Annotated in this window: 18 protein-coding genes; 11 read left to right on the top strand and 7 right to left on the bottom strand. The window is 38.2% G+C overall.

Features of this window, described 5'->3' with window-relative positions:
- The first annotated feature begins 108 nt into the window (after positions 1–108).
- From ADF62_RS04720 to dltD, 5 genes are read left to right on the top strand one after another with little or no spacing between them, the layout of a single operon-like run.
- A complete protein-coding gene (locus tag ADF62_RS04720; RefSeq protein ID WP_002885174.1) occupies positions 109–240 on the top strand; it encodes a teichoic acid D-Ala incorporation-associated protein DltX in 132 nt (43 codons plus the stop codon).
- A gap of 8 nt (positions 241–248) precedes the next feature.
- The gene (gene dltA, locus ADF62_RS04715) at positions 249–1,799 is read left to right on the top strand and encodes a D-alanine--poly(phosphoribitol) ligase subunit DltA (protein WP_048788205.1); all 1,551 of its coding nucleotides are present in this window, start codon (positions 249–251) and stop codon (positions 1,797–1,799) included.
- The gene (dltB, locus tag ADF62_RS04710) at positions 1,796–3,043 is read left to right on the top strand and encodes a D-alanyl-lipoteichoic acid biosynthesis protein DltB (protein ID WP_048788204.1); all 1,248 of its coding nucleotides are present in this window, start codon (positions 1,796–1,798) and stop codon (positions 3,041–3,043) included. Before dltA ends, dltB begins: the two co-directional genes overlap by 4 nt.
- 17 nt (positions 3,044–3,060) lie before the next feature.
- Positions 3,061–3,300: a D-alanine--poly(phosphoribitol) ligase subunit DltC gene (gene dltC, locus ADF62_RS04705; protein ID WP_002891149.1), complete on the top strand. Its 240-nt coding sequence runs from the start codon at positions 3,061–3,063 to the stop codon at positions 3,298–3,300.
- The gene (dltD, locus tag ADF62_RS04700) at positions 3,293–4,561 is read left to right on the top strand and encodes a D-alanyl-lipoteichoic acid biosynthesis protein DltD (protein WP_048788203.1); all 1,269 of its coding nucleotides are present in this window, start codon (positions 3,293–3,295) and stop codon (positions 4,559–4,561) included. Before dltC ends, dltD begins: the two co-directional genes overlap by 8 nt.
- Before the next feature lie 167 nt (positions 4,562–4,728).
- Here dltD and ADF62_RS04695 read toward each other — a convergent pair whose 3' ends face one another.
- Positions 4,729–7,365, bottom strand: a complete 2,637-nt coding sequence (locus tag ADF62_RS04695; protein WP_048788202.1) for a calcium-translocating P-type ATPase, PMCA-type — start codon at positions 7,363–7,365, stop codon at positions 4,729–4,731.
- Positions 7,366–7,526: 161 nt separating this feature from the next.
- Entirely contained in the window at positions 7,527–9,245 is a 1,719-nt protein-coding gene (pabB, locus tag ADF62_RS04690; RefSeq protein WP_048788201.1) for an aminodeoxychorismate synthase component I, read from the bottom strand.
- A 148-nt stretch (positions 9,246–9,393) separates the two neighbouring features.
- Between pabB and ADF62_RS04685 the strand changes: the two genes are divergently transcribed.
- From ADF62_RS04685 to metF, 3 genes are all read left to right on the top strand, one after another.
- Complete coding sequence (locus tag ADF62_RS04685; RefSeq protein WP_003093771.1) at positions 9,394–9,747, top strand: hypothetical protein; 354 nt, start codon at positions 9,394–9,396, stop codon at positions 9,745–9,747.
- Between the two features lie 318 nt (positions 9,748–10,065).
- Positions 10,066–12,315, top strand: a complete 2,250-nt coding sequence (gene metE, locus ADF62_RS04680; RefSeq protein ID WP_003097411.1) for a 5-methyltetrahydropteroyltriglutamate--homocysteine S-methyltransferase — start codon at positions 10,066–10,068, stop codon at positions 12,313–12,315.
- Positions 12,316–12,498: 183 nt separating this feature from the next.
- Entirely contained in the window at positions 12,499–13,374 is an 876-nt protein-coding gene (gene metF, locus ADF62_RS04675) for a methylenetetrahydrofolate reductase [NAD(P)H] (RefSeq protein WP_003097409.1), read from the top strand.
- Positions 13,375–13,511: 137 nt separating this feature from the next.
- Here the strand turns inward: metF and ADF62_RS04670 are convergent, their stop codons facing one another.
- The 4 genes from ADF62_RS04670 to ADF62_RS04655 form a co-directional block, all read right to left on the bottom strand.
- The gene (locus ADF62_RS04670; protein WP_003094572.1) at positions 13,512–15,230 is read right to left on the bottom strand and encodes a phospho-sugar mutase; all 1,719 of its coding nucleotides are present in this window, start codon (positions 15,228–15,230) and stop codon (positions 13,512–13,514) included.
- Between the two features lie 83 nt (positions 15,231–15,313).
- Positions 15,314–15,886, bottom strand: coding sequence for an ECF transporter S component (locus tag ADF62_RS04665; protein WP_037621508.1), 573 nt, complete (start codon positions 15,884–15,886; stop codon positions 15,314–15,316).
- A complete protein-coding gene (gene coaC / locus ADF62_RS04660) occupies positions 15,879–16,442 on the bottom strand; it encodes a phosphopantothenoylcysteine decarboxylase (RefSeq protein WP_003097406.1) in 564 nt (187 codons plus the stop codon). The genes ADF62_RS04665 and coaC overlap by 8 nt, the downstream gene beginning before the upstream one ends.
- A complete protein-coding gene (locus tag ADF62_RS04655) occupies positions 16,435–17,118 on the bottom strand; it encodes a phosphopantothenate--cysteine ligase (RefSeq protein ID WP_003094310.1) in 684 nt (227 codons plus the stop codon). Before ADF62_RS04655 ends, coaC begins: the two co-directional genes overlap by 8 nt.
- Before the next feature lie 194 nt (positions 17,119–17,312).
- On the opposite strand from ADF62_RS04655, the gene ADF62_RS04650 reads away from it, so the two are divergent.
- The 3 genes from ADF62_RS04650 to ADF62_RS04640 all read left to right on the top strand — a co-directional run bounded on the left by ADF62_RS04650 (position 17,313) and on the right by ADF62_RS04640 (position 21,257).
- Positions 17,313–18,983: a formate--tetrahydrofolate ligase gene (locus ADF62_RS04650; protein ID WP_003097405.1), complete on the top strand. Its 1,671-nt coding sequence runs from the start codon at positions 17,313–17,315 to the stop codon at positions 18,981–18,983.
- A 194-nt stretch (positions 18,984–19,177) separates the two neighbouring features.
- A complete protein-coding gene (locus ADF62_RS04645; RefSeq protein ID WP_003093839.1) occupies positions 19,178–19,852 on the top strand; it encodes a response regulator transcription factor in 675 nt (224 codons plus the stop codon).
- The gene (locus tag ADF62_RS04640; protein ID WP_003097403.1) at positions 19,842–21,257 is read left to right on the top strand and encodes a sensor histidine kinase; all 1,416 of its coding nucleotides are present in this window, start codon (positions 19,842–19,844) and stop codon (positions 21,255–21,257) included. The genes ADF62_RS04645 and ADF62_RS04640 overlap by 11 nt, the downstream gene beginning before the upstream one ends.
- A gap of 86 nt (positions 21,258–21,343) precedes the next feature.
- Here ADF62_RS04640 and rpsT read toward each other — a convergent pair whose 3' ends face one another.
- Complete coding sequence (gene rpsT, locus ADF62_RS04635; RefSeq protein WP_003093369.1) at positions 21,344–21,580, bottom strand: 30S ribosomal protein S20; 237 nt, start codon at positions 21,578–21,580, stop codon at positions 21,344–21,346.
- Between the last annotated feature and the right edge of the window lie 17 nt (positions 21,581–21,597).

Raw genomic sequence — 21,597 nt, 5'->3', positions numbered from 1 at the left:
GATGAAAAAGAAATGAAATTTAGTTATTTTTTCTTTTTTATTGGAAAAAATGGAGATAAGATGGTAAACTAGAGAGGATATTATATAAAAAAGGTATCGAAAATTAGAATGTTAAAACACAAAAACGTCCTAGTATTTTTAGGACAAACCTTGCTTTATTTCGCCATTTTTATGGCCCTAATTTATCTCTACAATTACCTAGGACAAGGTCAAGGTAATTTTATCTATAACGAATTTTAGGAAGAATAATGACGAATACAAAAATTAAAGATATGATTGAAACGATTGAGCAGTTTGCTCAATCACAACATGACTTTCCTGTTTACAATATTTTAGGGGAAGTTCACACTTACGGTGACTTAAAAGCTGCTTCGGATAACCTAGCTGCCAAGATTGATAGTCTCGATATTCCAGAAAAATCACCTGTTGTGGTTTATGGTGGTCAAGAGTATGAAATGTTGGCAACTTTTGTCGCTTTGACTAAATCTGGTCACTCTTATATTCCAATTGATAGTCACTCAGCTCTTGAGCGCGTGACTGCAATTGTTGAAGTAGCAGAGCCTAGTCTGATTATTGCTATTAATGATTTCCCACTTGAGGATGTCCAAACGCCAATCTTGACACTGGACCAGGTGAAGATAGCTTTTGAAAGTAAAACTAGCTACGAAGTGACTCATCCTGTTAAGGGCGATGATACTTATTACATCATCTTCACATCAGGAACCACAGGTAAGCCTAAAGGGGTACAAATTTCACACAATAATCTCCTTAGTTTCACTAACTGGATGATTACGGACAAGGAATTTGCGACTCCAACACGTCCACAAATGCTGGCTCAACCGCCTTATTCATTTGACTTATCAGTAATGTACTGGGCACCTACGTTGGCACTTGGAGGAACACTCTATGCGCTTCCTTCAGCCATTACACAGGATTTCAAGAAGCTCTTTGAAACGATCTTCTCCCTTCCAATTGCTATTTGGACATCGACGCCATCATTTGCAGATATGGCAATGTTGTCTGAAGACTTCAATGCAGAGAAGATGCCAGAAATTACGCATTTTTATTTTGACGGAGAAGAGTTGACTGTCAAGACTGCTCAAAAGCTTCGCCAACGTTTCCCAGAAGCACGTATTATCAATGCTTACGGACCAACTGAAGCAACTGTAGCCTTATCAGCAGTAGCAGTAACTGATGAGATGCTGGCTAACCTTAAGCGTTTGCCGATTGGTTATACCAAGGAAGATTCACCGACTTATATTATCGATGAAGATGGCAATATCCTTCCAAATGGTCAGCAGGGAGAAATTATCGTCTCAGGTCCAGCAGTTTCAAAAGGCTATATGAATAATCCTGAAAAGACTGCGGAAGCTTTCTTCGAGTTTAATGGCCTCCCTGCCTACCATACTGGTGATGTGGGAACGATGACTGATGAAGGTCTCCTTCTTTACGGTGGTCGTATGGACTTCCAGATTAAATTTAATGGTTTCCGTATTGAGTTAGAGGATGTTTCACAAAACCTTAATAAGTCTAAGTATATCGATTCAGCAGTAGCTGTTCCACGTTATAACAAAGACCATAAGGTTCAGAACCTCCTAGCTTATGTGATTCTTAAGGATGGAGTACGTGACCAGTTTGAGCGTGACATTGATATTACTAAGGCTATCAAAGCTGACTTGGAAGATATCATGATGTCATACATGATGCCCACTAAGTTCCTCTATCGTGAGAGCTTGCCTCTTACACCAAATGGAAAAATTGATATCAAGGGTCTTATCAGTGAGGTTAACAACCGATGATAGACTTCTTGAAACAGCTACCTCATTTAGAAGCCTACGGTAATCCCTTCTATTTCATCTACCTTGGATTAGCTCTATTGCCAATCTTTGTGGGCCTCTTCTTTAAAAAGCGTTTTGCGATTTATGAATGTTTGGTAAGTCTAGCCTTTATTGTTCTTGCTCTGACAGGAACACATGCTAGTCAATTACTAGCCTTACTCTTTTATATTATTTGGCAAATCATCTGGGTATACTCATACAAACGTTATCGCAGTCAAAAGGATAATAAATGGGTATTTTACCTACACTCGTTTCTTGTGGTTTTACCTTTGATTTTTGTTAAAGTAGAGCCAGCTATTAATGGTAACCAGTCGCTTTTTAACTTCCTTGGTATTTCTTACCTCACTTTCCGTGCAGTAGGGATGATTATCGAGATGCGTGATGGAGTGCTTAAAGAGTTCACACTAGGGGAATTCCTCCGCTTCATGCTCTTTATGCCGACCTTCACAAGTGGTCCTATTGATCGCTTCAAACGCTTTAATGATGACTATCAAGCTATTCCTGAGCGTGATGAGTTGATGAACATGTTAGAGCAAGCTGTAAAATATATTATGCTTGGTTTTCTCTATAAGTTTGTTTTGGCTCAGATTTTTGGAAGTATGCTTTTACCACCATTAAAAGCACAAGCCTTGAGCCAAGGCGGTATCTTTAATCTACCAACGCTTGGTGTCATGTATGTTTATGGTTTTGATCTCTTCTTTGATTTTGCGGGCTACTCCATGTTTGCCCTCGCAGCGTCTAATCTCATGGGGATTAAGAGCCCAATCAACTTTGACAAGCCTTTTATTTCACGTGATTTGAAAGAATTTTGGAACCGTTGGCATATGAGTTTGTCTTTCTGGTTCCGTGACTTTGTCTTTATGCGTATGGTTATGGTTTTGATGAGGAATAAGGTTTTTAAAAATCGTAATACCACATCAAACGTGGCCTATGTTCTCAATATGATGGTAATGGGATTCTGGCATGGGGTTACTTGGTACTATATTGCCTATGGTATTTTCCATGGAGTTGGGCTAGGAATTAATGATGCCTGGTTGCGTAAGAAGAAGACCATTAATAAAGAGCGTAAAAAAGCAGGACTTAAGCCTCTTCCAGAAAATAAATGGACCAAGGCTTTGGGAATCTTTATCACATTTAATACAGTTATGTTATCATTCTTGATTTTCTCTGGATTCTTGAATGATCTCTGGTTCACTAAAAAATAAGTAAAGGAATTTTAAAAATGGATGTAAAATCAGAAGTTATTGAAATTATTGATGAGCTCTTCATGGAAGATGTATCAGACATGATGGATGAAGACCTTTTCGATGCTGGTGTTCTTGATTCAATGGGAACAGTTGAACTTATCGTTGAATTGGAGTCACGTTTTGATATCCGTGTTCCAGTTTCAGAATTTGGTCGTGATGATTGGAACACAGCTAATAAGATTGTTGAAGGGGTAACGGAGCTTCGCAATGCTTAAGCGTTTATGGCAGATTTTTGGTCCAGTAATTTGTGCCTTGGTCTTGGTAGTAGTAGTTATATATGCCTACCCACAAGGTAGAAAATATAGTTATGAAGCTGAAAAACGTAGCGCAGTAACGCTGACGAATGAAAACTTTAAGAGTCGGACGAATAAAACTACCGCTCTTTCAGACCAGAATCATCGTTTTGTACCTTACTTTGGGTCTAGTGAGTGGTTACGTTTTGATGCCCTTCATCCGGCTGTTTTAGCAGAAAAATACGACCGTAACTATCGCCCATACTTTATTGGACAACGTGGGGCAGCCTCTCTAAATCAATATTTGGGGATGCAACAAATGCTTCCAGAATTACAAAACGGTACAGCTGTGTACGTCTTGTCTCCGCAATGGTTCACTAAAAAGGGTTATAACTCTGCAGCTTTTCAGCAGTTCTTCAATAACGACCAACTTAGTAGTTTCTTAAGTCAAAATCAGACGGATGCAAATTCACAGTATGCTGCTGAACGTATCTTAGAGATAAAACCTGAGATAACGATGAAATCTCAACTTTCTAAAGTGGCCAAAGGACAAGATCTCAATACTGTCGATAAAACCTACATTCAATTCATGGCAGAGCTAAATAAGCGAGAAGATAGCTTATTTAGTCCTTTAGTAGCGTTAAATAACGCTAATTATGACAAAAAGGTTCTTCCTTATCTTAAAGAGTTACCAGACCAATTCTCTTACGATGCCCTTGATCAGGTTGCTGTAAGAGATGCAGAAGCACATACCAAATCAAATGACTTTGGGATTGATGACCGTTTTTATAAGAAACGCTTATCTAAGAAAATTGGTAAACTTAAAGGTTTCCAGAAAAATCTTTCCTATGAAGTTTCTCAAGAATATGGTGATTTGCAGTTGGTTCTTAATCAATTTGCCAAGTCAAATACAAATGTCATTTTTGTTATTCCACCTGTTAATAGCAAGTGGATGGCTTATACTGGACTTAATCAGGAAATGTATGATGCTACGGTTTCTAAAATCCGTTATCAATTGGAAAGTCAAGGATTTACCAATATTGCAGACTTCTCAAAAGATGGCGATCAACCTTACTTTATGCAAGATACCATACATATGGGCTGGAAAGGTTGGGTAGCCTTTGACAAGGCCGTTGATCCTTTCGTTAGTAACCCAACACCTGCGCCTAGCTATAAATTGAATGATCGCTTTTATAGTAAGGACTGGGCAGGATATACAGGAACTCCTAGCCAGTTTAAGTAACACACAAAAAAAGGCTTTCGAAAGCCTTTTTTGTTATAGAGCAATAAGAGAATAATATTGCTCTTATAATTTCTTCATAGCTTACCTTTAGAAATTTGTAAAAAGGACTGGGAGTAAAACCCAATCCTTTTTATTACTTTGAAGATTTGCAATATTTTAAACAGATCTTATTTGTTTTTAGTTAGAGCTTTTCGAATGAAATCTGCTGGTATAATCAATACAGCAATAAGAAGAGCAATGATATAGTGTTGAATGTTCATTGGAACAGTACTAAATACTTTTCCACCAAATTGAATAATAAGCGTTTGAACAACAGCAATAGAAATCATAACGATTGAAAATTTCTTGTTTTCACCGATATGTTCAAAAATATTGAAGCCATTACTACGTGTATTAAGTGAGTTGAAAATGACAGCATAGATAAATACGGTAAATGTAAAGGTTGTTACCATTTCAAAGTTACCAGTTCCATTTGTAATAAAGTCTTGGATACCTACAACATTTTTGAGAATGGCCAAACATACGACAGTAATGAAGATACTAGCTACACCGATAGCAGATTTCATATATCCAGTAAGAATGTTTGCCTTCTTAGCAACTGGTTTTTCGTTCATATAACGATCTAGCGTAGGCTCTTCACCAAAGGCAAGGGCAGCAAGTGTGTCCATGATAAGGTTAATCCAGAGAATTTGGATAATTGTAAAAGGCTCTTTGAGGCCAAAAAGTGGTGAGAGAAGTGACATAGCAATTGTAGTCACGTTAACGGTTAACTGGAAGATAATGAATTTACTTACTGACTTACTCATTGTACGTCCATAGAGGACGGCTTTTTCAATAGAAGTCAATGAGTTATTTAAGATAACGATATCTGAAGCTTCACGAGCAACTTCAGTACCATCACCCATTGAGAAACCAACATCAGCTGATTTAAGGGCTGGCGAGTCATTGACCCCATCACCTGTCATACCAGCGACCATATCAAGGTCTTGAGCTGCCTCAATAAGACGTTTTTTATCCATTGGAAGAGCACGACTTACCACTTTTAAGCGAGGCAATTGTTGTTTAAGCTTTTGATCTGAGAGGGCAGAGAGTTCATCGTGAGTAAGGACAAGGTCATTTTCTCCAGTGACGATACCGGCTTCTTTAGCGATAGCAACAGCCGTTTCTTTACGGTCACCGGTTACCATAACTACTTGAACACCAGCACGGTTCATTGTTTCAACAGTTTGTTTAATTGAAGAACGAACGTTATCACGGATACATACAATACCAATCAAGACTTTATCATTACCATCTATATTTAGGATAGCAAGTAAACGCATTGAACGGTTAGCTTGTTCCAATGATAACTCTTGAAAACGAGCTTTAATATCATCTGTAAAGTTTAGTTTATTACCATTTTTATCAAGATAGTAGTTGCAGTCATTTAGGATGAATTCTGGAGCACCTTTGATGTAAGTTTTTCCGTCCTTAGTCGTTACACTTGCGAATTTTGTTGCTGAGTTGAATTGTTGCTTCTCAGTAATTGTATTCGTATCGAAGTCAAGTTGAGAACGACCAATAAGGAAATCAAGAAGTGCACGGTCAGTGGCGTTACTACCAACAGCACTGCCATCAGCTACCATGGCATCGTTATTAAGACCGATACCATTAATCATTTCAGCTTTAAGGCTATCTGACATTGTGTCAAAATCAGGCGCATCAGTTTCACCAGTAGCCGCATAAAGTGTTCCATCAGCAAGGAAGAAGTCAACTACAGATAGTTTACCTTCTGTGATGGTACCAGTCTTATCACTAAAGAGGATATTCATGTATCCGGCCGTTTCAATGGTATCAGGATGGCGAACCAAGATATTTTGTGCTAAAAGTCGACCTGAGTTCATTGAAGAAACGAGTGCCAACATCATTGGCAGACCTTCTGGAACAGCCATGATGATGATTGTAACTGCAAAGAGAATTGTTTCAATGATAAGAAGGAAGGTTGAACCACCATTGAGGTTATTAGCCTTATTAAGGGCAATAAAGCCTAATACAAGGTTGATCACTGAATATGCAGCACCCGCACTATAACCGAGGACACCGATATTACCAGCAAGCTTGTTAAGTTTCTCTTTAGATGGTGAATCTTTACTATCTTCTTGAAGAGAAGTATTGATGCTTCCTAGAACGGTATTATCACCAATTTGTGTAGCTTCCATAACGGCTTCACCTGAGGTAACAACTGTACCACGGAAGACTTTGAGCTCTGTAAAGAGGTCTGAAGAGTCTGGCTCTGCTTGATCGCTAAGAGGAAGTTTTTTAGCATCTTCACTTTCACCATTAAGGACAGCTTGGTTTACTTTTAACTCACCTTCCAAGATGATACCGTCAACTGGAATCTTATCTCCTGATTGAAGGAGAATCTGATCACCTTTTACAATATCATCAACGAGAACCTCTTTAAGTTTACCATCACGATAAACCTTAGCGTTAGTTTTTGAAGCCTCTTCTTGAAGAGTGTTGAATTTTTGCTCATTTCGGTATTGTGAGACTGCTGAGAATCCTGTAGATATCAAAATGGCGAAGATTAGTGAGATAGCCTCATACCAATTGGCTTCACCGATAGCAGGGAAAATCATTCCAACAAAGTTGAAGATGATTTTTAATCCTAAGGCAGCCAAGAGGATGAGAATCCATTGATCCTGGAAGGCTTCAATAAAAATTGAAAGAAGCGAGTTAGCCTCTTTACTAGAGAGCTTATTATCGCCATGAGCGTTTTTACTTGCTTGAACTTCTGTAGAAGTCAAACCTTGAAATTTTTTCATTAAACGTATTTTTCCTTTCTAGATTGTTAAGAATTTAAAACCTAATAGAAGCAATAATGTTAATAACTGTCAGTAAGTATTATACTTTATTGTTGATTTTTTACCAAGGGAGGCAGTGCTTGATTTCTAGAAAATGAAATTTCTATTTTTAAATCCATATTTTAGATATCCACCTTCAACTCATACAATCCTCTCACAGCATTACAGCCATAGATGGCTTGAGCTTGTTTTAGATTATCTAGAGTCAAAACTCTCTCTGTGACTTGATTATTAGCAATGAGGCTTTGTCTGTAAATACCGTTTAAGAGTCCGAGGTGAACAGGTGGAGTGTAGAGTTGGTCCTCGATTTTAAGAACAAGGTTACCGATAGAAGTTTCTAAAAGTTCTTTCTTCTGATTATAGTAGATTTGCTCATGAGGTTCTAAACTAATGTGTGGTCGATAACTTGTTTTAAAGTAGGTATAGGGGCTATCCAAAGGATGTGTTTGCTCAACTAATCTTGCTTGACAAAAAACATCAGCTAAACCTGTTAATTGGTTATGTTCAAATGTAAGTTCACCGTTTTTGGCAAGGGACATTTTTAAACGATAGTCTGTGTCAAAATCAAGGGACTGACACAAATCTTCTACTTGATTTTGAACTTCTTCTTTATTGAAAGGATAAGAAAAGTAGCGACTGGACTCTTGTAGACGATTGAGATGTTCCTTAAGAAAGAGCAGTTTACCTCGATGAATTCGTCCAGTTGAGATAAGATCAAATTTAGGATTTTGACGGTATAGAACAGCTGACTTTTGCTTTGTTTCTTCATATTCAGCTTCCCATTTGCTGTCCCAGGTGATTCCACCGCCTACTCCATATATAGCCTTGTTTCCCTGCATTTGAAGTGTTCGGATGGCTACGTTGAAAATAGTCGGTCCATTAGGTAGCAAAATACCAATGGCTCCACAATAGACGCCTCGAGCTTGTTTTTCGACGTCTTTAATAATTGCCATAGTAGCTATTTTTGGTGCTCCTGTAATAGATCCACAAGGAAAAAGAGCTTGGAAGATGTCACCTAAACTGCTGTTTGGTAGGAGTTGCGTTTCAATAGTCGAAGTCATTTGCCAAATGGTAGAGTATTGTTCAACCAGGCAAAGGCTTTTTACATTTTCACTTCCTATTTTTGAAATACGATTCATGTCATTTCTAAGAAGATCGACAATCATCATATTTTCAGAACGATTTTTCTGATCCTGAGCTAGCCATTGTGCTTGTTTGAGGTCAGTTTCAGTTGTCAAGCCACGATTTGTTGTCCCTTTCATAGGACGTGTGGTCAATCCATCACCATCTTTTTTAAAGAAGAGTTCAGGACTTACGGAAATGATGGAAACATCATCGTGTTGAATAAAGGCATTGTAATGTGCATTTTGCTCAACAACCAATCGGTTGTAGATGGCAAATGGATCTGCTGTGATGTTCTGTTGAAGTTGGACGGTATAATTGACCTGGTAGGTGTCACCTTGACGAATATGGTGGTGTATATGCTCAATAGCAGCCCTATATTCCTCAGCTGAAGTTAGTTCTTGCCAAGTTTTTGGTAAGGTAATTGGCTTATAAGTAAGTGGAATAGGCTCTGTTTGAACAGATTCATGAATAGTGAAGTAGAGGAGATACTCGGACATTAATGGACCATCAATAACCTCAAATTTTGTCTCGAAGGCAGGGGCAGCTTCATAGGAAACATAACCTACTGCATAATAGCCTTGATTTTGATAGGCTTCGACTTCAGCTAAAAGATGCTTAACTTCCTTAATGTCCTTTGTTTTTAGTTCTTTAATGGTGTCTGTAAAGATTTGTCTGACACCAAGTTCCTTAAAATCAATAACAGTTTTCTTATGCATACATAGAGTATAACATAAGAAGATAGCCTCTGGTTCTTTTTCATGATTTAATTCTCTTTCTTAAAATTTTAGCCAAAAAAATGAACTTTTCAGATAGTTTTACATATGTTATAATGATATGGACTAAAAGAAGATTTTAGAGGGAAATATGACAAACAAAAATAAATTTGAGAAAGGTAACAGTAGTCTTTCAAATAAAAAATTGAAAAAAGTGACTTCCAAGCGGAATTCTTGGAAACATCAAATGTACGAGCTTGAGATTGCTATTGCAAAAGAGTCAAGCAATAAAAAGAGAGACGAGCTTATAAAACTTTATAATGGTTATATGAGTGAGTATAATAGTTTAAAGAAGCAAATCATTTGGTTAGCAGTATTGGGAATATGTTTCTTGGTTGTCTTGGTGATTTTGGGATATTTTATTTGGAATAGTTATAACAGTGAGAACATGTCCTATACGTCTTCTTGGCTTCAAGAACGAGTAATTAGCACGATCAAGATTTAGTTATGATTAAAACACCTTATTTTATGACTTTACTACGCAATAGTGAACATAGATGAGTTGATCACTAAATATTAAAGAAGAAAAAGTAAGGTATATCTCTAGATAAAAGTCTAGGGATTTTTTGATAAAAGTAACCTTATAACCTCTCTATATAGTTATTAGCTATACCGATATCTAATTAAAATAAGAAAACAAGACTAGAAAGCCTTTATTTTATAGGGTATAGTTTAAAACTATATAAATAGGAAACTAATAACAATTATACAGACATTTATTTCTTTGGTAAGATTAATTCAACAACAAAGAGGAGGACACAAGATGTCAACTACTATCATTGGTTTCCCACGTTTGGGTGAATTCCGAGAATTAAAATTTACTACAGAAAAATATTTTAGAAATGAAATTACTGCAGACGAACTTTTAGCAGCTGCTAAAGATTTGCGTGCAAAACACTGGAATATTGTTAAAGAAAAAGGTATTACTGAAATTCCTTCAAATGACTTTTCTCATTACGATAACTTCCTTGATGCGGCCTTCCTTTTCAACGTCGTGCCTGCTTCAGTTCAAAACTTGGATTTGACAGATCTTGAACGTTACTTTGCTTTGGCGCGTGGTTACCAAGGTGAAAAAGGGGATGTACGTGCCCTTCCAATGAAAAAATGGTTTAACACTAACTACCATTACATCGTTCCTAAATTTGAAAAAACAACAGAAGTTAAACTTGCTGGTCACAAGATTTTTGATGAGTTCCAAGAAGCTAAAGAATTGGGTCTTAACACACGTCCAGTTGTAGTTGGACCATTTACTTTCCTTCAATTATCTGACTTTGAAGATGGTGTGAAAGCAGAAGACTTTGTAGACAGCTTTGTGGCAGCTTACCAAGAAGTCTTTGCAAACTTGGCAGAGCTTGGAGCTACTCGTATTCAACTCGATGAGCCAGCCCTTGTTAAAGATTTGACAGCTGAAGAAAAAGCTCTCTTCTTGAACCTTTACAACAAACTCTTGGCTGATAAAAAAGGTCTTGAAGTCTTGATCCAAACTTACTTTGGTGACGTTCGTGATATCTACAATGACCTTGTGAACTTGCCAGTTGACGGTATTGGTCTTGACTTTGTTGAAGGTAAGAAAACACTTGAATTGGTTAAAGGTGGTTTCCCAGCTGATAAGACTCTCTATGCCGGTATCGTCAATGGTAAAAATATCTGGCGTAACAACTACGAGAAGAGTCTTGCAATTCTTGAACAAGTGCCAGCTGAAAATGTTGTTTTGACAACATCTTGCTCACTCCTTCATGTACCATTTACAACTGCTAACGAAGAATTTGAACCAGCTATCTTGAACCACTTTGCCTTTGCAGTTGAAAAATTAGACGAATTGCGTGATTTGGATGCTATCCGTAATGGTCAAGGTGAAGAAGCCCTTGCTGCTAACAAAGAACTCTTCGCGACTGAGCGTGTTGGTGAAAATGCTGAACTTCGTGCCCGTATTGCAGGCTTGACTGAAGCTGATTACACTCGTTTGCCAGCATTTGCAGAACGTGAAGCGATTCAAAAAGATGCTTTCAAACTTCCATTGCTTCCAACAACAACTATCGGTTCATTCCCTCAAACTAAGGAAGTTCGTGCTAAACGTTTGGCTTTCCGTAAGAATGAATTGTCTCAGGAAGAATACGATGCTTTCCTTGCTGAAATCACTGATGAATGGATTAAATGGCAAGAAGAAGTTGGATTTGACGTACTTGTACACGGTGAATTCGAACGTAACGACATGGTTGAATACTTCGGTCAAAACTTGTCAGGTTACCTCTTCTCTAAAAATGGTTGGGTTCAATCATACGGTATGCGTGGGGTTAAACCACCAATCATTTGGGGTGATGTGACTCGTCTTAACCCAATCACTGTGAAATGGTCTAGCTACGCACAAAGCCGTACAGACAAGCCTGTTAAGGGTATGTTGACTGGACCTGTTACTATCCTTAACTGGTCATTCCCACGTGAAGACATCTCTATCAAGGATTCAACTCTTCAAATTGCTCTTGCAATCAAAGATGAAGTGCTTGATCTTGAAGCTGCAGGCGTTAAAATTATCCAAATTGACGAAGCTGCTCTTCGTGAAAAATTGCCACTCCGTCGTAGTGACTGGTATGAAGATTACCTCGACTGGGCAATTCCAGCCTTCCGCTTGGTACACTCTACCGTAGCACCTGATACACAAATCCACACTCACATGTGTTACTCAGAATTTACAGATATCATTCCAGCCATCGACAACTTGGATGCAGACGTTATCTCATTTGAAGCTAGTCGTTCAAATCTTGAAATTTTGGATGAACTTAAAGCTCAAAACTTCCAAACAGAAGTTGGACCTGGGGTTTACGATATCCACTCACCACGTGTCCCACAAGACGGTGAAATTGACCACACTATCGAAGCAATCTTGGCTAAAGTACCAAGCGGTAAAGTATGGATCAACCCTGACTGTGGTTTGAAGACTCGCGGAATCAAAGAAACTAAAGAAAGCTTGATCAAGCTTGTAGAAGCTGCAAAAGCAGCTCGCGAAAACTTATAAGCAGAAGTTATCATATGTTGAAGACCTTCTTCTTTAAGTGTAGAAGGTTTTCAATAGCGAATAATTTTCTAAAGATTTTTGTAAGCAGGCTATGATTAACAAGTGTACTCTACTTATGAAGTCAGTAGGCACTTAAAACAGCTTTCGTCTTAACAAAAATCTAAAAAGAAGAAGGTATAAAATATGACAAGCCAAACACCATCACTCTCTTTTGAAGTCTTTCCACCTAACCCTGCAGTAGGTAACGAAAAAATTCTACGTGCCCTTGAGGATATGCAAGGATTGGCTCCACACTTTATTAGTGTGACAGCTAGTAATAACAAATATAATATCAAAGAGACGACGGTTCCTTTGGCAGATCATATTCAAAATGACCTAGCCATCCCAACGATTGCCCACCTTCCGGCTATCTATTTGGGTAAAGAAAAGGTTGCTGATACCTTACGTGACTTGGATGCTGTTGGTGTACACCGTATCTTAGCCCTACGTGGCGATATCATTCCTGGTGTGGAACCTCTTAAAGACTTTAGATATGCCACTGATTTGATTGAGTTTATTAAGGAAGAAGCTCCTCAATTTGATATCATCGGTGCCTGCTATCCTGAAGGGCATCCAGATTCGCCAAATCAAATCTCTGATATCCAAAACCTTAAGAAAAAGGTTGATGCAGGTTGTTCTAGCCTTGTAACTCAACTCTTCTTTGACAATGAACGTTTCTATGATTTTCAAGATAAATGTACCTTGGCTGGAATTGATGTACCAATTCATGCGGGTATTATGCCTATTTTGAATCGTAACCAAGCCCTACGTTTGCTTAAGACTTGTGAGAATATTCATTTACCACGTAAGTTCCGTGCCATTTTGGATAAGTATGAGCATGATCCTGAGTCACTTAGAGCGGCAGGTCTTGCCTATGCTATTGACCAGATTGTAGATCTTGTTACGCAAGATGTTGCAGGCGTTCACCTCTACACCATGAATAATGCAGAGACTGCTCGTCATATTCATGGAGCTACTCATTCCTTGTTTAAGCATCATTCACAAGTTAGCTCTCTATAATTGAATCATAAAACTACCACCTATAGTTTAATCTATAGGTGGTCTCTTGGTTTTAGTAGTAAAAAAGATAGCTTGTCTCCGTAATCTAAGTTTTGTCAGTATAAAAAGACTTAGAGCTAAGCTCTAAGTCTTAAATATTATTCACCTACGAAAGCATTGATTTCTGCTTCGATATTCGCAATTTTTTCTTTAGCATCTGCTTCAGTTTCTCCAACTGTTGCAATGTAGAATTTGATTTTTGGTTCTGTACCTGAAGGACGAACGGCAAACCACGAATCATCAGCCAAGATGTATTTCAAAACGTTACTTGGAGGAGTTGTCAATTTTTCTACGCCGTCAGCAGTAGTAGCTGTTTGTTCCAAGAAGTCTTCTGTTTTAGCAATATCAGTGTTGTTGAATTGTTTAGGAGCATTGCCACGGAATTTGTCCATGATTTTCTTGATTTCTGCAGCACCATCAACACCTGAAAGCGTAACTGAAATTGTCTTTTCTGCGAAGTAACCATATTGTTTGTAGATTTCTTCGATACCATCTGCCAATGTCATACCACGTGAACGGTAGTATGCAGCAATTTCCGCAACGATAAGAACGGCTTGGATAGCGTCTTTATCACGTACAAATGGTTTGATGAGGTAACCGAAGCTTTCTTCAAAACCAAGCATGTAAGTGTAATTGTGCTGTGTTTCAAATTCATGAATCTTTTCACCGATAAATTTGAAGCCAGTCAAGACGTTAAACATTGTTGCGCCGTAGCTTTCTGCAATCTTAGTAACCAATTCAGTTGATACGATTGATTTACAAAGGGCAGCATTAGCAGGGAGAGTACCAGCTGTTTTGTGAGCTTCGAGGATATATTTGGCGATGATAGCACCAATTTGGTTACCAGAAAGGTTGAGGTATGAACCATCTGGTTGACGAATTTCAACACCAAGACGGTCTGCGTCAGGGTCAGTTGCAACCAATACGTCGGCATCTACTTTACGACCGAGTTCTTCAGCAAGAGCAAAGGCAGCTTGGTTTTCTGGGTTAGGAGATTTAACAGTTGAGAAGTCAGCATCAGGAACCGCTTGAGCTTCAACGACTTGAACAGCATCAAACCCAGCTTGAGCAAGGGCACGGCGAGCCAACATTTCACCAGTACCATGAAGTGGAGTATATACAATCTTCATGTCACGACCGTACTCATTAATCAAGTCTTGGTTGATGTTAACGTCTTTAACTTCTTTTAGGTATTCAGCATCAACATTTTCACCGATGACTTCGATGAGACCGCTAGCCTTGCTGTCTTCGAGGTCAGCTAATTTGACAGTGAAAGGATTATCAATAGCACGGATGTAATCTGTCAATGCATCGGCATCTGCAGGTGGCATTTGTCCACCGTCTTCACCGTAAACCTTGTATCCATTAAATGGAGCAGGGTTGTGGCTAGCTGTTACCATGATACCAGCAAATGTGTGGAGGTGACGAACAGCAAATGACAATTCAGGTGTTGGACGAAGACTTTCAAATACATAAGATTTGATACCATGTGCAGCCAAAACTTGAGCAGATTCAAAGGCAAACTCTGGAGAGAAGTGACGGCTATCGTAAGCGATCGCAACACCACGTTTTTTAGCCTCTTCCCCTTTTGAGTCAATCAATTGCGCCAAACCTTCAGTTGCTTGGCGAACAACGTAAATGTTAATGCGGTTAGTACCAGCACCGATCAATCCACGCATACCAGCTGTACCGAATTCAAGGTTGGTATAGAAGGCATCTTCTTTCGTTTTTTCATCCATTGCGACCAACTCATCACGAAGGTAAGCAGGCAATTCAGCGAAATCGAGCCATTTTTGATAATTTTCAGTGTAAGACATATCAATCTCCTTTATATTTATAAACGCTTACATTATATCACAATTAAAGGAAAAAAACATGGTAATTACCATGTTTTTCTTTATTATTTTTTCAATCGAAGTAGCACGGGTGTGATACTAAGTGTTAATAGGCCAGCAATAACCATTTCAGCAACAGAGTTTGTAGTGAAAATAGTTGCCATTAGAGTTTTTCCACCTGCTGAGTAGAAATTAGGGATTAGAAAGTAGATACCAAGAAGTACAAAGAATGTATTTGTAAAAGCCCCTAAAATACCAGATAGCGTCAACCCTATACGATTTTGAACTAACTTGTAGACAAAGTAAGGGAAAATACCGATTAAAACACGAGGAACAATTGCAATGACAGCAGATACCCAAGTTCCCCCTTCAACAAAAGGACTAAAAAGATAACTACTTACTGAATAGATGATAGTGTTACGAATAATACTCATAATTCCCATAAAACCGCCTAAATATGCTCCAATTTTAGGACCATAGACGATACTAGCAATAATGACTGGGATATGAGTTAAGGTTGGTTTGATTGGAAGTACAAAAGCAGCAAAGATAGTTTGACTGAGTACTTCAATAACGACCATTGTGGCTATTAATAGAGCCAATTGTGCCGTTTGGTTGGCTTTATTTTTTTTATTCATCATAAACTCCTTTTCTTGTTAAAGCACTATCGATTGACTCAATAATGACAGCAATATCAGCTAGAGCGCCACGACCTGTATCTCCGCATGCAAGTAAGCCAGATTTTGGAAGAATTTCTTGGTAGCCAACCTCTTGTAAGGTCTTTAAGTTCTTCTTAGTCAATGGATTTTCATACATTTTCGTATTCATAGCTGGTGCAATTAATTTGGGAGTGGTGCTAGGTAAAGCTAAAGCCGTAGCAGTTAGCATGTTATCAGCCATGCCGTGTGCTAATTTGGCAATCGTATTTGCTGAAGCTGGGGCAACAATAAAGAGATCAGTTTCCTTAGCTAAGTCAATATGGTTAATACCTTCAGCCAATTTTTCTTCCATAACATCGGTGTGAACCAGATTCTTAGAAAGAACTTGAAGGGTCAGAGGTGTAATAAAGGCTTGAGCAGCCTCAGTCATAATGACGTGGATGTCATACCCCTTTTTCTTTAGTTTGCTTGTCAGGTCTGCTGACTTATAGGCGGAAATTGAGCCGGAAACAGCAAGGATGATACGTTTAGTCATGGCATATCCTTTCAAATAAAGCTTGAGCAATTGCAGATTTAGTTGTAACTTTCTCTTCACCCTTTTCGTCAACTAGATAAGCAATATGTTGATTTGGAGTAATCTCACCCAAATCATTTGCCACAATAATGTTTGCTTGATTGCGTTTAAGACTGGTACGAGCAGCCTCGAAAAGATCTTCTTTGCTGACATTTGCGAGAAGTTTGAAGCCAACCAACTGAATATTGGGATTCCATTGTTTAACCAGGCTAATAATCTTTGGTGTCTTTTTAAGGAAAAGAACCTGATAATCCGAAGTCGAAGATATTTTGCTCTCAGTGTTAGACTTATGTAAGAGTTGGCTGAGGTTTTCCGTATCTTCCAACTCAGCGAAATCCGTCATATAAATTGGAGTATAGTCAGAGATAGCCATACTATGGATGAGGACATCGTGCTCCTTGACAAGTGGCTCCATACTTTTTAGGAGACTGTCTACGTTGGTAATTTCTGTAATCTTTAGATTTTCTTTTGGTTCAGGTTTAACGGCAGTCTTTGCAGTAACTAAGGTAACTTGGTGACCCTTGGCCAAGAAAAGTTCAGCGATTTCCTTACCTAGATAACCTGTTGAATGATTTGTGATTCCACGAACAGCATCAATCTTTTCAGTGGTACCACCTGATGTAATCAAAATTTTCATAGTAGTATTGTACTAAAAATTGAAATTTTAGTAAACAATAATAAGTGTTTTTGAGACATGTCCCCTATAAAATAAAGTTATAACTTTCTATAGTTAAACAAAAACCGAACATTGAAAAGTAATTCGTTAAAAATGGTGCGTTTTTTATTGATCTTTGTTATAATAGTACATAGAAAGATATAGGGGAGTGTCTCATGAAAACAGATATCGAAATTGCTCAAAGTGTAGAATTAAAACCAATCACAGAAGTAGTTGAAAAAGTTGGAATCGGCTTTGACGATTTGGAACTCTACGGAAAATATAAGGCAAAATTGTCATTTGATAAAATCAATGAAGTCAAAGACGACAAACCAGGAAAATTGATTTTGGTAACAGCCGTCAATCCAACACCAGCAGGTGAAGGTAAATCAACCATGTCAATTGGTCTTGCAGACGCTCTTAACAAAATTGGTAAGAAAACAATGATTGCCCTTCGTGAACCATCTCTTGGGCCTGTTATGGGGATTAAAGGTGGTGCTGCAGGTGGTGGTTACGCTCAAGTTCTTCCAATGGAAGATATCAACCTCCACTTCACAGGTGATATGCACGCTATTACTACAGCGAATAATGCCTTGTCAGCCCTTCTTGATAATCATATTCATCAAGGAAACGCCCTAGGTATTGATCAACGTCGTATTATTTGGAAACGTGTCGTTGACCTTAATGACCGTGCTCTTCGTCATGTGACAGTTGGTCTTGGTGGTCCACTCAATGGTATTCCACGTGAAGATGGTTTTGATATTACCGTAGCCTCTGAAATCATGGCAATTCTTTGCTTGGCTACTGATATCAATGACCTTAAAGAACGCTTGGCTAACATTGTCGTTGCTTACCGTTATGACCGTACACCTGTTTATGTACGTGATCTTGAAATTGAAGGTGCGCTTACACTTATTCTAAAAGATGCCATCAAACCTAACTTGGTACAGACAATTTATGGCACACCAGCCTTGGTACATGGTGGTCCATTTGCCAACATCGCTCACGGATGTAACTCAGTTCTAGCTACATCTACAGCACTTCGCTTGGCAGATTACACGATCACTGAAGCAGGTTTCGGTGCAGACCTTGGTGCTGAAAAATTCCTTGATATTAAAACTCCAAACCTCCCAACAACTCCAGATGCTGTCGTTATTGTTGCTACACTTCGTGCTCTTAAGATGCATGGTGGTGTTGCTAAAACTGACCTTTCTGAGGAAAATGTTCAAGCCGTTCGTGATGGCTTCGCAAACTTGAAACGTCATGTGGAAAATGTTCGTAAATTCGGTCTTCCAGTTGTTGTTGCCATTAACGAATTTGTTGCTGATACTGAAGCTGAAATTGCAGCTCTTAAAGAACTTTGTAAAGAAATCGATGTTCCTGTTGAATTGGCTAGCGTTTGGGCTAATGGTGCTGATGGTGGTATTGATCTTGCTAATGCAGTAGTGGATGCTGTTGAAAATGGCAATGCTGATTACAAACGTCTCTATTCAGATGATGACAGCTTGGAAGAAAAGATTACTAAAATTGTTACTGAAATCTATGGTGGTAAATCAGTTGTCTTCGAGAAAAAAGCTAAAAATCAACTCAAACAGTTTGCAGAATTTGGTTGGGATAAATTGCCAGTATGTATGGCTAAAACACAATATAGTTTCTCAGATAACCAATTCTTGCTTGGAGCACCAGAAGGTTTTGATATCACTATTCGTGAGTTTGTTCCTAAAACAGGTGCTGGATTCATCGTGGCTCTCACAGGTGATGTTATGACCATGCCAGGTCTTCCAAAAGCCCCAGCGGCCCTCAAGATGGATGTTGCTGAAGATGGAACAGCAGTTGGTTTGTTCTAATAATGAATATTTCTTTAAAGCAGTGCCTGTAGGTGCTGTTTTTTGCTCCATTTATGAAAATCTTAAGGAAAATAAGGTAAACTGAGTCTAAAGGAAAGAAATTAATGCACTAGAAGATTAAGTGTATTTTCGATATAATAGGATGACTTAGAGAGATATATGACTAGGTTTTACACCTAGCAAGAGGGATAACTATGATTAAAATTTTACTAGTAGAAGATGATTTGAGTTTGTCAAACTCAGTTTTTGATTTTTTAGATGACTTTGCGGATGTGATGCAAGTATTTGATGGAGATGAAGGTCTTTACGAAGCTGAAAGTGGTGTTTATGATTTGATTCTCTTGGACTTAATGTTACCTGAAAAAGATGGTTTTACAGTTCTTAAAGAATTGCGAGAGCAAGGAATAACGACTCCTGTTCTTATCATGACTGCTAAGGAAAGTCTAGACGATAAGGGGCATGGCTTCGAACTCGGAGCTGATGATTATCTAACCAAGCCTTTCTATTTAGAAGAATTGAAGATGCGTATTCAAGCACTTTTGAAACGTTCTGGTAAATTTGACCAAAATACTCTTTCTTTTGGAGATGTTCGTGTCAATCTTGCTACAAATTCAACCTATGTAGGCGATAAAGAAGTAGAACTTCTTGGTAAAGAATTTGATTTATTGGTCTACTTCCTACAAAATCAAAACGTTATCTTGCCTAAGTCGCAAATTTTTGATCGTCTTTGGGGATTTGATAGTGACACTACTATCTCTGTTGTTGAAGTTTATGTTTCGAAAATTCGTAAGAAACTTAAGGGGACAGATTTTGCTACCAACCTACAAACCTTAAGAAGTGTGGGGTATATTTTGAAGAATGCTGACTAAATGTTTCAATTATCTCTTCATGAGAATCAAGTCAGACGGCTTTAAGTCCTTCATCCATTTCTTTGCAACTTTTTCTGGTATTTTCCTTATCATGACTGTTATGATTTTGCAGATTCTGAGTTACGGTGTTTATTCCAATGTTGACTCTAGTCTGAAAATGGCAGCGACTAAGACCAATTCTTATTTAGAAATGGAAATGCTAAAACGGGAACTATTTCTGACCTCTGAGGTAAATCAAAATAATACGACAACCATTTATCAGGCTTATGATACTAAAAGTTCTACAGCTGAAACACCTGACTCGAGTGGCTCTAAGAAAGAATCTAAGAAGAAATCAAAGATGGAAGATGCCCCACATGATTTATCTGTTGCTGCTAATACCAGTGTCTTAGTACTTGATAAGAATGGAGAGGTCCTCAATGTCGTTGATAAATTTTCAAGCTTATCCAATCTACCAATAGATAAAAATAATATTGATGTTATCAGTAAGGGAAGTGCTCAGAACTATTTTGATCAAACAGAAAATTATCGCTTGATTACTGAAAAAGTAGATAATAATTTCTATCCTGATGCTAAGTACCTTGTTATTGCAATCAATACGACGCAATTAGAAGAAGCCACTGAACGTTATGTAAAACTAATTGTCATTATGATGAGTTTTTTTTGGCTACTATCTATCGTAGCTAGTTTGTATTTGGCAAAATGGTCAAGACGGCCTATACAGGAAAGTCTGGAGAAGCAGAAGGCATTTGTTGAGAATGCTAGCCACGAGTTGCGTACGCCACTTGCTGTGATTCAAAACCGACTAGAGGCGCTTTTCCGTAAGCCTGAAAGTACCATTTTAGATAATTCAGAAAACATTGCTTCAAGTCTTGATGAAGTCCGAAATATGCGTCTTTTGACGACCAATCTCTTGAATTTGGCTCGTCGTGATGATGGTATTAAACCAGAAATTGAAACCTTAGATTCTTCTTTCTTTGATACAGTCTTTACCAATTATGCTATGATTGCTGAAGAAAGTGAAAAGGGGTTTACTGCTCAAAATCAGGTTGGGCGCTCAATCCAAACTGATAAGACTCTATTGAAGCAGCTCATGACAATTTTATTCGATAATGCTATCAAATATACAGAAGATGATGGCCAGGTGACTTTCACCGTTCGTACTAATGATCGTCATCTTTATATTACAGTGGCAGACAATGGCCCTGGTATTGCAGATGAAGATAAGAAAAAAATCTTTGATCGTTTCTACCGAGTAGACAAAGCTAGAACTAGACAAAAAGGTGGTTTTGGGTTGGGCTTATCTTTGGCACAACAGATTGTTCTTGCTCTTAAAGGAACGATAATTGTCAAGGATAATCAGCCGAAGGGGACTATTTTTGAAGTTAAAATTACCGGAGTCTAATGAATAAATAAAAATCCTGCTAACAATAGGCTAGCAGGATTTTTATGATATTATGACAAGAAAAAAACTCCTACTGGAGTTTTCAATTAGTTAGCCAATTTAGCTGCAAGACGTGATTTATCGCGGCTTGCTTTGTTTTTATGAATCAAACCTTTTGAAGCGGCTTTATCGATGCTTGCTGATGCAGCTCGGAAAGCTTCTTCAGTTGGGTTAGCGTTGAATGCCTTAATAGCAGTACGCAAAGCTGATTTTTGAGCTGAGTTTTTTTCGTTTTGTTTAACGTTAAGTTCAGCGCGTTTGATAGCTGATTTAATATTTGCCAATGTTTTCACCTCCAAAT

It is taken from the genome of Streptococcus sp. 1004_SSPC (genome assembly GCF_001069025.1).
GTDB lineage: Bacteria > Bacillota > Bacilli > Lactobacillales > Streptococcaceae > Streptococcus > Streptococcus vestibularis.
Note: the sequence above shows the minus strand (reverse complement) of the source record. Positions and strands in the feature narration are given on the sequence as shown.